Raw genomic sequence first — 16,623 nt, 5'->3', positions numbered from 1 at the left:
ATTAAATACTTTAATATTCTTTAATTCTCAAGATATTTATATTATCTATATTTAAATTATAATGGTTATTTTTTATTTGATATTTTTTTATAAAAGATTAACTTTTTATTTAGATACTGTCAGTATTTTATAATTTTAATCATTTAATAATTGATTAAATTATTATAATGATTAATTAGAAATTAAATACTTTTTCTATATTTTTTATTTAGAAGATTTATATGTAAACTTAAATAAAATAATTTCTAAAAAAAATCGAACTACTATATTAATCACTTTAAAAGTATTTAAAATAGGAAGTTAGACAGTATAATACAAATAATTACATTTTTATAATTTACAATTGAATAATATTATCACCAAATAAAATATTCTTTAGACTAGATTGAAAAAAACATTATATTTTAAAATTACTCGAATTTTTTTATATCTTAGAGTAGAGATAAAAAGGAAAAAATGAATAATCTTGAGATAAATAATTATTTATTAATGTATATATACATTAATATTTTAATTGATTTTTATAAACGTATCTATTTGTATTTATTATATTTAAATAAATTTTAATATGAATTTAAAATTGACTTTTATTTATATTTTTCTTAAAATTTGTTAGAATCTAGAAATTATTCTGTTTTTAATAGCTATTTTATCTGGAGGAAAAATTTATTTATTGGGAAGTTAATTTTGATGGTTATTTTTAAGAATTATTTTTTTGGAAGATTAGTAATAAAAAAAGTTGTTATATGTAATATTGTTGTAAAATAAAATTTTCTTTGCATAGATTTTTTATTTATTTTATTAAAAATAACAAAGTTCCTTAAAAACATTGATATTATTTTTTATAAACCATAAAATATCTTAAATTATAAAAATTCTATTTCATTAACAACTTTTAAAAATAACAACCTTTTTAATGATTATTTTCTTTCTAATATTTGACCTATATATTTTTTTATAGTATTTAAATATATAAGTTTAGAAGTATTTTTCATGAGAAGTAGGAAATTTTCATCTGTTCCTGTCTCATTAGAACAAAGTTTAATTGCTTCCTCTTCCACTTTTAATTTTTCATAGTCATCTAATTTTTCAAATTCTTTAATTATATCTTTAATATCATTTGGAATATCAACATCTTCTTTTAATGTGTTAATATCAGATATTACAGATTTTTTAATACTCTTTCTAGCTTGTTTTATTTTCTTTTTACTGATGATTGTTTTCTCTTTAACTTCGTTATTAAATAAAGTTAAGTTTTGTTTCTCTGTAAATTCACCCTTATCTATATTTTTTAGGATACCATTTATATATTGAACAAGGGTAGTTCTAACATTTTTATTTAAGTTTTTGTAAATAATTTTTAAAACTTCAGCAGCTAATTCCTCTCCATCTTCGTTATATATTTTCCTAATCTTAGTATCTGTTCTCTTATCCCAAGCTCTTGAAGCATAGATATTTCTCTTAGCTTTATGAATAAGTTCTACTAAAGAGATAGGTAAATCTTTATAAGGGTCTGATTTTGGTTTAGCTTTTTCTTTTTTAGGTTTATCTTTAATTTCTATAATTTCAGCTTCTTGAATATCCTCTGGATTGTATTCTATATCATCTATATCTAAATTTTCTAAAGATTTAGATTTAATTTTATCAGATTTAGAAGAAGTATTTTTATTTTTGTTTGTAATCATTTTTGTTTTATTAGATTCTATGAAAGTTGAGATATGACATTCACCATCTTTTTCAACATTGAACGTATAATTTATATAGTAAGTATCTTCTTTTTTAGATTCATCATAGGAGTATTCTAATATGTATCCCAATTCAACTAATATATCAAAGGCTTTTAAAACTCTTTTTAACACCTGTTTTGCTCTGTTTAAAACATAGATTTTAGTTTCTCCTGTTTTGGTAATTCTCTCTGTTTCTTGCTCCATTCTAAGAGGTATAATAGCAGCTAAGGTTCTTAAATTTATCCGTCCATCAGTTTCTTCATATCTCACTTTACTTATATATTTATAAATTCTACCAGCTATAGGGTCTTTTGTAATTATTTCCATAAGAGCTTTTGAGTTATATTTAATATATCTTTTATCTTTTATTTTTTGTCTTATATTTTTATTTAATAAAACCCTATAAAATACTTTTTTCCCTTTTTTTAGTTTTTGGTAAGTAAGGAGTTTAAACTCTTCATCTTCAAATCTATATTTACCAAACTTTGTATGATTTGAAACAACAAACTGATATTCAGTACTTTTTAAATTTTTAAGAGCTTGTTCTACTTTGGTGTAATAAACTCTATTCATTTTATTTCCTAAGAAGTTGACTATAAAATCTGAAATCTCAAATTCTATATACTCACCTTCCTCTGTAGGAGAATCTTTTTTCCCTTCATACATACAGATTAGAAAATTGTATATCTTTTCTTCAAACATAGATGGCTGATAAACCATATCATTATTGTCTTTAGCAACTAAAGTACAATACATAGTAACTCCTAAATCCTCAAAAGAGTATTGAAAGTTAATTCTCTTATTTTGTTTTTGAGGGGTAAAAAAAGGAAATACTATCATTTCAACAGGGATATTTATAATATTTCCCTGAAGGTTTAAAAAGTTTCCAGCCCCTTGAATAACAACCTCTTTTACTTCAATATCAGGAAGATTTTTCATCTTCATATCCATTTTGTTGATATCTTCTATAAGGGAATCAGATGAAACAATATTAAAACTTTCTAATGCATCTTCAACTTCTTGATTTTTTTTTATATTGCTCATATGATACAGCTCCTATTATTTTTGATTTTTATATGTATATCATCATTAATAATTTTTCTTAGGTATCATATTATAAATCTAAATATATTTTATTACAAGCTTTTTTTGAAAAATTTATAAAAATATGTTTATACTCAATAATAATTTATATGTTTGTTTTTTCTTATTTCAATAAAAAACTAATTTTAAATATAAAATAATAGGATTAAAAAATATATTTTTATTATGAATATTATCTATATAATCCTTGAAAATACAAAAAAATTTATTAAAATTTTTATGTATACTCTCAATAATAATTAATTTTTTTATGAAATTCTTTGATATCAATAAAAATCTTTAAAATATTTTTTTTCTTTCTTGTAAAATCAATATAAAAATTTTTGTATATACTCAATAATATTTTTGGGTATAAATAAATCTTTGAAATTACTAGATAAATATTTTTTTGAAAATAAAAACTACAATAAAACTAAGTTTCTTTTTTGTGTATATATTCAATAATAATTTTTTATAGTAAAAAATTATTGAAAATATTAGATTTTTTTATTAAAAATTTTATAATATCCTTAAAAATCCCTTATGAAAATCATTGTATATGAATAATAATAAAAAAATTTTTTTAATTGTTGAAAATCAATAACTAACTAAAATTTTTTTAATAACTTAGTCTTTACATTATACATATAAACATATAAACAAAAAACAACTAAAAGAGCTGTTGTTTTTTTAATTTTTATTTTTTTATTATTTTTTGAAAAATATAAAAATAATAATAAATCTACTTGACAAAATCAATTTTTTCTTTTAAAATAATATACTGTAATATAGAAAGTTTTTAGGAGGTGAATTTTTAGAGATGAAATTCCATACATATCAACCAAATAATAGAAAATACAAAAAAGACCACGGATTTAGAGCAAGAATGAAAACTAAAGGTGGAAGACAAGTATTAAAAAGAAGAAGAGCTAAAGGAAGAAAAAAATTATCAGCATAGAACCCGGTGTAGCAAATCACCGGGTTTTTTGAAATAATGGAGTTATTATGGAAAAATTAGTTAAGAATGCTGAATTTCAAAAAGTTTATAATTATGGAAAAAAAACTTATGGAATTTATTCCCTTGTATTTTTTTTGAAGAATAATTTAGAATATAATAGATGTGGATTTGTAGCTAGTAAAAAAATTGGAAATGCTGTTTGTAGAAATAGAATAAAAAGATTATTTAGAGAGTATTATAGAAATTCTGAAGATAGAATACAAAAAGGGTATGATATTATTTTTGTTGGTAAGAAAAACGCAGGAGAAAAATTTAAGGAACTAAAGTTTCAGGAGATGAAGGAAGACCTTGATAAAGTTTTTTATAAAGGAAAGCTTTTTAAAGATTAAATTAATTTTGAAAAAAATAGTTTTACTATTAATTAAGGGATATCAAAAATTTTTGTCCCCTTTTTTAGGTAAAAATTGTATATTTATTCCAACTTGTTCAGCTTATACCTATGAAGCGATTGAAAAATATGGTATAATAAGAGGAGGTTTTTTAGGGATAAAAAGAATATTAAGATGTCACCCTTACAGTCAAGGGGGATATGACCCAGTACCAGAATTAAAAAATAATAAGGAGAAAAGGTAGATGAATTTTTTATACGCAATTTTTGAAAAACTTTTAGTTATGTTTCATGGAATGACAGGAAATTTTGGAGTAGCAATTATATTACTTACAATATTTATTAAGATTGTATTATTACCTCTTACATTAAAACAAGATAAGTCAATGAAAGAGATGAAAAAATTACAACCAAAAATTGAGGAGATTAAAAAGAAATATGGTTCTGACCCTCAATTAATGAATCAAAAAACAATGGAACTTTATAAGGAACATAAAGTTAACCCAGCAGGTGGATGTCTACCTATTCTTATTCAATTACCTATTTTATGGGCTTTATTTGGTGTATTAAGAAAAGAGGGAGTTGTACCAGATGAGTCTTTCTTATGGTTCTCTCTAGTAACTCCAGACCCTTATTTTATTTTACCAATATTAAACGGGGTAGTATCATTTGTACAACAAAAAGTTATGGGTACTAGTGATAATCCTCAAATGAAAAATATGATGTATATGTTCCCTATTATGATGGTATTTATTTCTTATAAAATGCCTGGTGGATTACAATTATATTGGTTAGTATCAAGTTTAACAGGGGTTATACAACAATATTTCGTTATGAAAAAAGGAGAGTAGTTTTTTATGGCAGAAGTTATAGAAGTAAAAGCTATGAACAGCGAAGAAGCTAAAAAAAGAGCTGCAAGGGTTTTAAGTATATCAGAAGAGCAAATTGTAGATGTTGTAGAAAAAGTTAAAAGTAAATCTTTTTTAGGATTATTTTCTAAAGAAGGTGTGTATGATGTAACTTATGTAACTTCTTTAGATGAGTTAAAAAAAGAAGAAGTGAAAGAGGAAGTCGTTGAAGAAGTTAAAGTAGTAGAGGAAAAAATCATTGAGGTAGAACCAATTGATGAAAGACATACTGCTAGAGATTTAAGAAAAGAAAGAAATGAAAGAAAAGCTAAAAAAACTGTGGAGAAAAAAGAAAAACCAGTTAAAGTAGCTATAGTTAATGAAAAGAAAGAGGAAGAAGTTGAAAGAGTATTAGTTAATGTAGAGCCAAAAGAGGAGATTGTAGAAAAAATATTAACTTCTACAAGAGAGTTAATCGAAAATATGGGATTAAACTTAGACGTGGAATTTACAGGAACTATTGGAAGAAACTATGTAATTAATCTATCTGGAGAAGATAAAGGAATTATCATTGGTAAAAAAGGAAAAACTTTAAATAGTTTTGAATATCTATTAAACTCTCTTATAAAAGAGGTTAGAATAGAGATAGATGTAGAAGGATTTAAAGAAAAAAGAAATGAAACTTTAGTGGAACTAGCTAATAAAATGGCAATAAAAGCTATTAGAACTAGAAAAACTATAAGATTAAATCCTATGCCTCCTAGAGAAAGAAAGATAATTCACGAAATTATCAATCAATATCCAGAATTAGATACTTACAGTGAAGGAAAAGACCCAAAAAGATATATTATTATTAAAAGAAAAAGATAAGTAGGTGAGGTATAATGTTTGATACTATCGCTGCTATATCTACACCTCGTGGTGAAGGTGGAATAGGTATAGTTAGATTATCTGGAGATAAAGCTATTGAGATACTAGGGAAAGTTTTCAAACCTAAATCTCAAAAAAATGTTGAGGATATAAAAAGTTATACAATTAACTATGGGCATATTTATGACAATGAAACTTTAGTAGATGAAGTATTGGTATCTGTTATGAAAGCTCCTAATACTTATACTAGAGAGGATATTGTAGAGATAAACTGTCATGGGGGATATTTAATAACTGAAAAAGTATTGGAACTTGTATTAAAAAATGGATGTAAAATAGCTGAACCAGGTGAGTTTACAAGAAGAGCTTTTTTAAATGGAAGACTTGATTTGACTCAGGCTGAAGCTGTAATAGATTTAATCCATGGAAAAACAGAAAAAAGTATATCTCTTTCTTTAAATAATTTGAGAGGAGATTTAAAAGAACAAATAGCTCATCTTAAAAAGATACTTTTAGATGTGGCTGCTCATGTTAATGTGGTCTTAGATTATCCAGAGGAAGGTGTAGATGAACCAATCCCTGATAATCTTATAAGAGATTTACATAATGTACATGATACAATAACAAAACTTGTAGAATCATATGATAAAGGTAAGATGATAAAAGAGGGTATAAAAACAGCTATTGTTGGAAAGCCTAATGTTGGAAAATCTAGCCTTTTAAACTCAATTTTAAGAGAGGAAAGAGCAATCGTAACAAGTATTGCTGGTACTACAAGAGATACAATAGAGGAAATTATTAATATTAAAGGAATACCATTAGTAATGGTAGATACAGCTGGAATTCGAGAAACTCAAGATGAAGTTGAAAATATTGGGGTTCAAAAATCTAAAAAAGTTTTACAAGAAGCAGATTTAGTATTATTTGTAATGGATTCTTCAAGAGAGTTATCTGAAGAAGACAAAGAGATATATGAAAATATCCAAAGTGAAAAGGTAATAGGAATATTAAATAAGATAGATATTGAGAGAAAATTAGATATAACTTCTCTAACTAAAGTTAAGAAATGGATAGAGATATCAGCTCTTGAAAATATCGGTATAGAAAATCTTGAAAATGAAATTTATAATTTTATCCTATCTGAAAATATTGAGGATAGTTCTGAAAAGCTTATAATCACAAATATAAGACATAAATCAGCTCTTGAAAAAACAAAAAAAGCTATAGAAAATATTTTTGAAACAATAGATATGGGTTATCCAATGGATTTAATAGCTGTGGATTTAAATGATGCTATGGATTCATTATCAGAGGTAACTGGAGAGATATCTAGTGAAGATTTATTAGACCATATATTTAGTAATTTCTGTGTAGGTAAATAGAAAAATTAAGGGCTGTTATTATTAATAGTCCTTATTTTATTGTTTGTTAACTTTAAAATTATTAAGAAATAAAATTTTCGGAAATTAAAAATATATTATAAATAAAATTAAAAATTATTCCATATTCCAAAAAGTTGATTAACTAGAGTTCGTCTCACTAAAAACACAAAACTCGATTTGCTCAAACAGTTGTGTTTTTAAGCGTTCCATATCACTAAGTTAATCTAACTTTTCATCATAAATTACATAATTTTTAATTTAGATTTTTTTATTACAAAAATTTTATTTTGGAAGTATAGAAAAAGAATTTGGATATTAAGGGTAATTATTAATGTATATATACATTAATAAAATTTGTAAGGAGAAACATAAATGGAAAATTTATATGATGTTATAGTTGTTGGTGGAGGTCATGGAGGTGTTGAAGCAGCCCTTGCTTCTGCTAGACTTGGAAGAAAAACTTTACTTATAACTTTATCTTTAGATACAATTTCAATGATGTCTTGTAATCCATCAATCGGTGGTCCTGGAAAAAGTAACCTAGTGGCTGAACTTGATATTTTAGGTGGAGAGATGGGAAGACATATTGATAAATATAATCTTCAATTAAAAGACTTAAATACAAGTAAAGGTCCTGCTGCTAGAATAACTAGAGGACAGGCTGATAAATATCTTTATAGAATTAAAATGAAAGATTTAGTGGAGTCTACTGATAATTTAGATTCATTACAGGAAAGTGTAGATGAAATTATAGTAGAAGAAGGAAAAATAAAAGGGGTTGTAACCTCTTTAGGACTTAGATACTATTCTAAAGCTGTAGTTTTAGCTACAGGAACTTTTTTAAATGGTAGAATAGTTATAGGGGATATTGAATATATAGGTGGAAGACAAGGAGAAAAAGCAGCTGAAAAACTTTCTGATAGTATTATAAAAGCTGGAATTCACATGGAGAGATACCAAACAGCTACACCTCCTAGACTTGATAAAAAAACAGTAGATTTCTCTAAAATGGAGGAGTTAGAAGGAGAAAAACACCCTAGATATTTCTCATTATTTACTGAAAAAGAGGAGAATAATGTAGTACCAACTTGGCTTACTCATACAACTGAAAAAACTATTGAAGTTATACAAGAATTACTTAAATATTCTCCAATAGTATCTGGAATTATAGAAACTCACGGACCTAGACATTGTCCATCTATTGATAGAAAAGTTCTTAACTTTCCAGAAAAGAAAAATCATCAAATTTTCTTAGAGTTAGAATCAAGTGAATCAAATGAACTTTATGTAAATGGACTTACAACAGCTATGCCTCCTTTTGCTCAAGATGCTATATTAAAGACAATAGCTGGACTTGAAAATGCCAAAATAATGAGATATGGTTATGCTGTTGAATACGACTATATACCAGCTTATCAAATGTATCCAAGTCTTGAAAATAAAATTGTAGAAGGATTATTTACAGCTGGTCAAATAAATGGTACTTCTGGTTATGAAGAGGCAGCTGCCCAAGGATTTATAGCTGGTGTTAATGCTGCTAGAAAGACTATGGGAAAAGACCCTGTAATAATAGATAGAAGTGAAGGATATATTGGTGTTTTAATAGATGATATTATCCATAAGAAAACTCCAGAACCTTATAGAGCTTTACCATCTAGGTCTGAATATAGATTGACTTTAAGATTTGATAATGGATTTATGAGACTTTTGGATAAAGCTATTGAAATTGGACTTTTATCAGATGAGAAAATAGAAATATTAAAAGAGGCTAAAGCCAATGTTTTAAAAGAAGTAGAACATTTGAAAGAGGTAAAAGTACCTATGAGATTGGCCAATGAAATCTTAGAAAAATATGGTTCTGATAAAAAACTTACTAAGGGAATTACAGCCAATGAGTTACTTAAATTTAAAGAGTTAACTTATGAAGATATGGCAAAAGAGTTAGGTTTAGATATAGAAAATTATCCTAAGTTTGTAAGAAGTCAAATTGAAACCATAACTAAGTATGATATATTTATCAAAAGAGAGATGGAACAGATTGAAAAATTCAAAAGATTAGAGGGGATAATGATACCGAAAGATTTTGATTTTGAAACTGTACAAGGTATATCAAATATAGCTAGAGCTGGACTTTGTGAAGTAAGACCACTATCAATAGGTGAGGCTAGTAGAATAAGTGGAGTAACAGGAAATGATATAGCTATATTATTAGGAAATATAAATAAAAAATAATGTATATAGACAAAAATAAAAAAGTCTACCACACAATATAAGGTAGTCTTTTTTATTTTTTGATTAGAAAATTTTATTTATAAAAAGATATATTTTAATTTTTAAAATTTGAATTAATTTTATATAAAATGAATTAAATTGAAGGAATAAAATGTGTATATAAATAAAAATAAAAAATAGATTTTTATATAATTTTTCTCTAAAAGAATCTTTTAAAAAATAAAATTTAGATGTCAATGAAAAATAAGGAATAATATTAAATTCATATTAAAAACTTTTATGAAAATAATATGTATATGAATAAAAATAAAATTTATAATTAAAATAAAATAATTTATAATAGATTTTTTCTCTCACTTAAATTATAATATAGAAAAATATAAAAAGGAGAATATCAATGATAAGATATGGATTAGATAGAGATTTTGAAAAAGCCAAAGAGATTTGGAAAGAGTGTTTTTTAGATTCTTATGAGGAGAGAGAATTTTATTTTAGTAATCTATATAATAAAGATAAATTTTTGGTATTAGAAGAAGATAATGAGATTAAAGCTTCACTTCATGAAAATCCATATAAATTGAATATAAATGGAAATCTATTTAACTCTGTCTATATTGTAGGTGTAGGAGTTTTGCCAGAATATAGAGGAAAAGGTTATATGGATAGATTAATAAAAAGTTGTATTATTGATAATAGACATAAAGGAATGGAATTTTTCTATCTTTGTCCAATAAATCCAATGATATATAGAAAATACGGCTTTGAATATATAAGTAATTTAGTAGAATATTCTATGAAAATTGATGAAATTCCCTATAATAAAATAGATAGAGATTATAGTATAAAAAAAGTTGATATTGATAGAGATTATTTAGAATTGGATAAAATTTATAGGGAAAGAATGAAAAATTTTAATACCTATGTAGAAAGAGATAGAGAATATTATAAAAAATGGATAGGAGAGATTAGAAATGATGGTGGAGATATTTATTCTATTTATTTAGATAATGAGATAAAAGGTTATATAGCTCTTTATAGAAAAGAAAAGATTGAGATTAGAGAAATATTTGGAGTGGACAAAAAGGCTATAGAAAATCTACTTGCCTTTGTAAAAACTTTTAAGGAATATTATCAAGAAATCCTAATAAAAAACCCTGATGATAGTATATTAGATTATTGTTTTTTAAATCAAAATACTATAACTAAAGAAAAATATCCATTTATTATGGGTAGAATTTTAAACCCAATATCAGTATTTAGAATGGTAAAATATAGTCATATAAACATTAATATTTTTATAAATGATGATATAATAGAAGAAAATAATGGAGTTTATAAATTTAATAGTGAGGGAGAAATAAGTTTTGAAAAATCTAACTATTGGGATATTAAAATAAATATAGGTGATTTATCTTCACTTTTATTTGGACAACTTACTGTAGATGAATTGTTATTTTTGGAGAAAATTCAAGTAAAAAATATTGAAGCTTTGGAAGAATTGAAAAAAGTATTTGTGGTTGGAAAAAACTATATTCAAGATTATCAATAAAAAGTATTATAAAAAGGAGATATTGTAAATTTTTATTATAAAACAATAATCTCCTTTTTTATTAACTCTTTAGGTTTAATGCATCATACTATTATTTTCTGCCTCAAAATATAGTAAAATGAGGTAGAAAAAATTATTAAGAAATTGTATAACTTATATTAACTATACAAAAATACAAAGGTAAACAATAATTATTTCTTAATTTTCAGTTTCTAAGATTAAAGAGTTTTCCTCTTTAGTTTTGATGATAGATATATCTTTTAGTTTTAGCTCTAATTTATCTACAAAATTATATTTACGGAACATATGCATAGGTATAAGATTTTTTACTTTTAATTTTTCTAGGAAATATTCAACACCTAAAAAACCAAATTCTTCAAGTCTTGGGTCAACAGGATAGAAAAGATAGTCTATAGTTTCACCTTTTAAAGAGTTTTCAATAGCTTGAATTTTATCAAAATATAGATTTCTCATATATTCTTCTTCCTCTTTTGTGTCATCTGACCAATACCACCAGTTTAAATCTCCTGAATGGAAGAAAGTTTTATCTTTGTATTTTATGAAAAATGAAACTCCTAAATCAGTTGAACTAAAAACTTTTATCTCAATATCATCAATTTTTAATATATCCCCCTCTTTTACAAAGTGGCAATTAAAATTTTTTGAAATTAATTTAATATCATCACTTAGAATGTATTTAATATTTGGATTAACCTCTTTCCATTTAAGAATTTTCTCATCAAAATGGTCATTATGACTATGAGATGAAAAAACTAGAATATTCTTACTATCAATAATAAAATCTTCTATTTTAAATTTTCTATTTTCTTTTTTATATTTTGAGTAGTAATCAAAGATAAATTTGTAATTATCTAATTCTATAGCAAAACCACTGTGAAATATATAAAAAATTTTCATAATTCCTCCAACTATATCATAGTGTATTTTTCTAAAAGTTTTATGGGGTGGTAAGACATTTTTGCAGTTCTTAATCCCTCAACTCCAAAATCATCTTCTCTATTAAGATATTTTACATCTGAAAATTCTTCTTTCGCTACAAATTTATTTATCATTTGGTAAATTCCAGAATACTCAGTATTACCTTTTTCAATATGAATAACCCCCATATCTTCTGTTATTTTTTCTCCAATAGCATATCCAATAAGCTTATTATCAACCCTTATTAATCCTCCACGAAGATTTAAAGTAAAGTAATTTTTTAAAATTTCAATAATTCCTAAATTTTCTTCCTCTAAAATCTCTTTAGATTCAGGCTCTAAATTAATTTTATTTATAAGCCATTGATATTGAAATTCTATAATTTTATCAATATTTTCTTCGGAGATTTTTTCATAGGTAAAATTATATTTTTTTATAAATTGATTTATCTTATTTTTCTTTTGAGAGAATTTTCTTCCTTTTAACTCTCCTAAATCAACTTGATTATAGATGTAGTCGAAAGAATCTCTCGATTTTATAAGATTGAATTCATCTTTTAATATATCCCCATATTCACAAGGAATAAAAACAGTGTGAACTTTTTCATCAGCTATTTTTTTAAAAGCAACTTTTAATTTTTCGAAATCTAAATCTTTTCTAATAGGAGAAAAATAATAGTCCTCTCCCATATAATTTCCTTTGATAAAAAGAGTTTCATCTTCTATATAATATTTTATATTTTCACTTTTACTCCAAATTAATAAATTTGTAAAATTTAAATCAGATAATTGAAATCTATACTTTAGAAAAGAATCAATCTCACTTTTTGAATCAATAGTTAAATCTTTTAGCAATATTAACACCACCTTATTTATACAATATTAATAATATATACCAATAGTTTTAATATGTCAATTAAAATCATAACTATTTTTATATTTATTCAAAAAAGAAAAAATATTAATGTATATATACATTAATAAAAAATAAAATATCTAAAAAAATAAGGACTATTATAACTAATAGTCCTATTATATATCTATTTTTTTAAATCTATTTAAGATGTTTTCTATATTTTCAATAGATTCATTTATATTATCTTGTATTAATGAAAGTTCTGAGTATGATTCATTTATTAGTAATTGGTTTTTGTGCCAATTTTCTATATGGTCTAAAATATCTTGAGATATTTTATATGATTCCATAGATTTTTTTAAATATTTTATGTTACAATCATTAATTCCCTCTCTCTTAAAAAATTGAGCTACTTCTAAATTTAAGGTTAAATATTCCATATCTTCTTTAAGAGTTCCTTTACACTCATGATAACTAAAAGAAATAGAAAAAATTAAAATAAATATTAATGATATTTTTTTCATAAAACCTCCCCTTTTTTTATTTTTTGCTTTAAAATTAGGGGTAAAACAAGTATAATATATTTGTCAGAATGAATTATACTCATTCTACCCCATTTTCAACTGATATTCCCTACTGCCAATAGGGAAAATAGTTTTTTATATTGGTTGGAAATGGGAATAACTATTAATTTTACTTTTTCTTTTCTATAATGATTTGTTTTTTATTTTCATTATAGTAAAGTTCAATAAAGGGGTTATCAATATTAATTTCCATGTCATCTAACCATTTCTTAGGTAAGATAATTTTTCCTACTAAATTTCCTGCACCACTTTTTGTAAAATTAATAGACTTGAATTTTTTATTTTCCATTCAAGTCACCTCACTTCCATTATACGAACGTAAGTATCGTGTATCAACAATATACAACTTATTGAAAAATAAGTCAAGTAAAAAATAAAAAGAGCGTTATAACTTACAAAAAAAGAGGATTAATCCTCTTTTTCTAATTTTTTTATATCTTTTTCTAAATTTTCATAAGCTTTTGTTGTATCTTGTTTCATTTTTTCTAATAGTTCAATAGTATCATATGATAATGCTTCTTTATGGTCATTAAGTATATGGTCAATAATATTTAAAGGTTCTTTTAAATCTTTTTTATAAAGTTTTAAATTTGGGATATCTTTAGATTTTTTAGCTACCTGTATATTTGATATAGTACTATCTAGTGTCATAATAAGAAAAATAGAATCTTCCCTCCAACCACCGTTACATTGAGAGGCAAATATTAATGAATTAATCAGCAAAAAAAATACGATAGTTTTCTTCATACAAGTATTTCTCCTTTTTGTTTTTAATTTCTTTTAATTGGTATTTGAATTTCAGTTATAAACTCTTTTTCATCTTCTGTAATATGTTTTTCTATATGATATATTTCGTGGGCATCTCCTAAAATCTCAAGATTATTTTCTAAGATATAATCTTTTAAAATTTCATAGTACTTATTAATGTTTGTATAACTACCTTTGAAAACAATAGTAAGGAAATATCCCTCCTCTAAAATTTCTCCTCTTTCATCATTTATGATAAAAGTTTCAGAAAAAGTGTCGTATTTACCAGCTAAAAAATTTTCTTGTGTAATAGTAGCTCCCATTTCATTATTTGTCAGTATAAAATCATTGTCATATTCAGTTTTGGCATTTAAAATCTTATGCTCAAAATCAATCTCCCACTCTTTGTTAAAAAGTCCTTTAGAACGTAAAAACTTCCTTTTAGGAATATATTTAATAATAGGTTTATCAAAATCTTTAAAGTTTTTAAAAAATTCAATATTGGTTAGTTTATTTTCAATCTCCTCTTTTAATTCTTGAAGATTGGCTATATTTTCTTGAATTTTTTTTAATTGTAATTCTAAAATCTCTGTGGCAGAATTGATATTTCTCTCATCTAAAAAGTCTTGTATCTCTTTAAGTCCGAAACCTAGATTTCTCAAATTTCGTATATTATTTAATTTCCAAATCTGTTTTTTAGAATAATAGCGATAGCCGTTATCCCCTATAAAATCTGGTGAAACAAGTCCTATTTTATCATAGTGTCTAAGTATATCAGAACTTATATTATAAAGTTTGCTGATTTCTCCTATTTTATAAAATTTTTCTTTTTTATTTATCTCCATAAAAAGTCACCTTACATAAAAATTTAAAAAAATATTATTGATTATAAACATATAATTTTGACGAAAAATTATTTCTTTCAGTTTAAAAAAATATTTATTCTCCCCCTTGACCTTAGAATAGTTCTAAGGATTATAATATTAATACTAGGAGAGTGATAATTATGAAAAACATAATAAGAAATCTATTGCTCGACTTTTGTTTTAAATTTAGAGATAGGGAGACTTAAAGTATATCATTTCTAATTTTCTTACTTAATTGATGTTACAAAAGGAGATGATATATATGAGGACAAATTTAGGTAAAGACAATTTGGTAAAAACTATTTTTAAATTTAGTATTCCATCAATTCTTACAATGTGGATTTATTCTCTATACACCATAGTAGATGGTATGTTTATAGGGAAATTTTTAGGAAGTAAAGAGATTGCTGCTGTAAATATTGTAATGCCTTATGTAAATTTTTCGTTTGCTTTAGGTATAATGATAGCCATAGGTTCTGGTACAATGATAGCAGTAAAATTAGGAGAGGGTAAAGAAAAAGAGGTAGAAAGAATATATAGTATTGCCTTAGAAACTTTACTTTTACTAGGAATGGGATTGGGAGTTTTAGGGGTATTTTTCCCTGAAACTGTTGTAAAATTCTTAGGAGCTAACAATATTATTTTAACCCCAGCTAAAACTTATCTTTTCGTTATTTCATTTTTTACATTGTTCTATTTAATGGCTTATGGTTTTGAAATATTTATAAGGATAGATGGAAATCCAAGCTATTCAATGTTTTGTAACTTAGGTGGTGCAATAATGAATATTGTACTAGACTATGTTTTTATCGTTCATTTCCATTGGGGAATAGAAGGAGCAGCATTGGCTACAGGAATGGCTCAATTTACTACATCATTTATGTTGTGGTATTATTTAAGATTTAGAGCTACTAAATTTAAGTTTAGATTTATGAAACTTGATTTTAAAATGGTAAAATCAATATTATTTAAGGGTTCTCCAGAATTTCTTACAGAAGTGGCCACAGGTATAGTTATTATGGCTTTTAATATCAAGATTATGAATATTATAGGAGAAAAGGGAGTATCTACTTTTGGAATAATTGGATATATTTCAACTTTAGTTACAATGACAATGATTGGATTTTCTCAAGGGTTACAACCAATTATAAGTTACAATTATGGAGCTTGTGAATTTGAGAAAATTAAAAAAACTTTGAAAATCGGTATAGGTACAGTTTTTGTATTAGGAATAGGATTTTATAGTTTAGTTAATTTATTTGCTAGTGATATAATATCTGTATTTGTAAAAAATGATATTATCCTTTATGAGATTACAAAAGAAGCTATTACAATTTATAGTTTTACATATATTTTAATGGGACTTAATATAATTATAGGGGCTTATTTCACAGCTATTGAAAACCCTAAAGTATCTGTTGTTTTAAGTGTTTTAAGAGGTATTATAATTATAAATACCTTACTTTATATTTTCCCAACTATGTTTAATAGTAGAGGTATATGGATGAGTGCACCTGTAAATGAAATGGTGACTTTGGTGTTCTCTATAATATTCTTTAGTACTGTTGGTATGAGAGAGATAGAAGTATAAAATT

16 protein-coding genes are annotated in these 16,623 nt (G+C 24.5%); 9 read left to right on the top strand and 7 right to left on the bottom strand.

The annotated features are described in order from the left end of the window. Window positions 1-920 precede the first annotated feature (920 nt). Complete coding sequence (locus tag HF862_RS08200) at window positions 921-2,762, bottom strand: chromosomal replication initiator DnaA (RefSeq protein WP_370456854.1); 1,842 nt, start codon at window positions 2,760-2,762, stop codon at window positions 921-923. 868 nt (window positions 2,763-3,630) lie between these two features. Between HF862_RS08200 and rpmH the strand changes: the two genes are divergently transcribed. The 8 genes from rpmH to eis all read left to right on the top strand — a co-directional run bounded on the left by rpmH (window position 3,631) and on the right by eis (window position 11,037). Continuing rightward, on the top strand, window positions 3,631-3,768 hold the full coding sequence (rpmH, locus tag HF862_RS08195; RefSeq protein ID WP_027128566.1) for a 50S ribosomal protein L34: 138 nt from the start codon (window positions 3,631-3,633) through the stop codon (window positions 3,766-3,768). 47 nt (window positions 3,769-3,815) lie between these two features. Next, the gene (gene rnpA / locus HF862_RS08190; RefSeq protein WP_170187384.1) at window positions 3,816-4,157 is read left to right on the top strand and encodes a ribonuclease P protein component; all 342 of its coding nucleotides are present in this window, start codon (window positions 3,816-3,818) and stop codon (window positions 4,155-4,157) included. A 7-nt stretch (window positions 4,158-4,164) separates the two neighbouring features. Continuing rightward, window positions 4,165-4,401, top strand: coding sequence for a membrane protein insertion efficiency factor YidD (gene yidD / locus HF862_RS08185; RefSeq protein WP_027128564.1), 237 nt, complete (start codon window positions 4,165-4,167; stop codon window positions 4,399-4,401). Next, complete coding sequence (locus HF862_RS08180; RefSeq protein ID WP_170187383.1) at window positions 4,402-5,007, top strand: YidC/Oxa1 family membrane protein insertase; 606 nt, start codon at window positions 4,402-4,404, stop codon at window positions 5,005-5,007. Between the two features lie 6 nt (window positions 5,008-5,013). Continuing rightward, entirely contained in the window at window positions 5,014-5,874 is an 861-nt protein-coding gene (locus HF862_RS08175) for a R3H domain-containing nucleic acid-binding protein (RefSeq protein WP_170187382.1), read from the top strand. An 11-nt stretch (window positions 5,875-5,885) separates the two neighbouring features. Further along, a complete protein-coding gene (gene mnmE, locus HF862_RS08170; protein WP_170187386.1) occupies window positions 5,886-7,256 on the top strand; it encodes a tRNA uridine-5-carboxymethylaminomethyl(34) synthesis GTPase MnmE in 1,371 nt (456 codons plus the stop codon). A 372-nt stretch (window positions 7,257-7,628) separates the two neighbouring features. Continuing rightward, entirely contained in the window at window positions 7,629-9,488 is a 1,860-nt protein-coding gene (gene mnmG, locus HF862_RS08165) for a tRNA uridine-5-carboxymethylaminomethyl(34) synthesis enzyme MnmG (protein WP_170187381.1), read from the top strand. A 397-nt stretch (window positions 9,489-9,885) separates the two neighbouring features. Next, window positions 9,886-11,037 (top strand): enhanced intracellular survival protein Eis, encoded by a 1,152-nt coding sequence (gene eis / locus HF862_RS08160; protein WP_170187380.1) that lies wholly within the window; start codon window positions 9,886-9,888, stop codon window positions 11,035-11,037. Between the two features lie 198 nt (window positions 11,038-11,235). On the opposite strand, the gene HF862_RS08155 is transcribed toward eis, so the two are convergent. From HF862_RS08155 to HF862_RS08130, 6 genes are all read right to left on the bottom strand, one after another. Next, window positions 11,236-11,955, bottom strand: a complete 720-nt coding sequence (locus HF862_RS08155; RefSeq protein ID WP_170187379.1) for an MBL fold metallo-hydrolase — start codon at window positions 11,953-11,955, stop codon at window positions 11,236-11,238. Between the two features lie 11 nt (window positions 11,956-11,966). After that, window positions 11,967-12,830, bottom strand: coding sequence for a DUF2156 domain-containing protein (locus tag HF862_RS08150; protein WP_170187378.1), 864 nt, complete (start codon window positions 12,828-12,830; stop codon window positions 11,967-11,969). A gap of 177 nt (window positions 12,831-13,007) precedes the next feature. Continuing rightward, window positions 13,008-13,355 carry a hypothetical protein gene (locus tag HF862_RS08145; protein WP_170187377.1) on the bottom strand — a complete coding sequence of 116 codons (348 nt, stop codon included), beginning with the start codon at window positions 13,353-13,355 and terminating at the stop codon, window positions 13,008-13,010. Between the two features lie 169 nt (window positions 13,356-13,524). Continuing rightward, on the bottom strand, window positions 13,525-13,704 hold the full coding sequence (locus HF862_RS08140; protein ID WP_170187376.1) for a dihydrolipoamide acetyltransferase: 180 nt from the start codon (window positions 13,702-13,704) through the stop codon (window positions 13,525-13,527). A gap of 119 nt (window positions 13,705-13,823) precedes the next feature. Then, window positions 13,824-14,162, bottom strand: a complete 339-nt coding sequence (locus HF862_RS08135; protein ID WP_170187375.1) for a hypothetical protein — start codon at window positions 14,160-14,162, stop codon at window positions 13,824-13,826. A gap of 23 nt (window positions 14,163-14,185) precedes the next feature. Then, on the bottom strand, window positions 14,186-15,007 hold the full coding sequence (locus tag HF862_RS08130; RefSeq protein WP_170187374.1) for a MerR family transcriptional regulator: 822 nt from the start codon (window positions 15,005-15,007) through the stop codon (window positions 14,186-14,188). A 283-nt stretch (window positions 15,008-15,290) separates the two neighbouring features. Here HF862_RS08130 and HF862_RS08125 point away from each other — a divergent pair, with 283 nt between their 5' ends. Then, window positions 15,291-16,619, top strand: coding sequence for an MATE family efflux transporter (locus HF862_RS08125; protein WP_170187373.1), 1,329 nt, complete (start codon window positions 15,291-15,293; stop codon window positions 16,617-16,619). Window positions 16,620-16,623 lie beyond the last annotated feature (4 nt).

The sequence above is a fragment of the Fusobacterium sp. FSA-380-WT-3A genome (assembly GCF_012843705.1).
In the GTDB taxonomy this organism is placed as follows: domain Bacteria; phylum Fusobacteriota; class Fusobacteriia; order Fusobacteriales; family Fusobacteriaceae; genus Fusobacterium_B.
The sequence above is the reverse complement of the archived record's forward strand: the minus strand, read 5'-3'. Positions and strand labels throughout refer to the sequence as shown.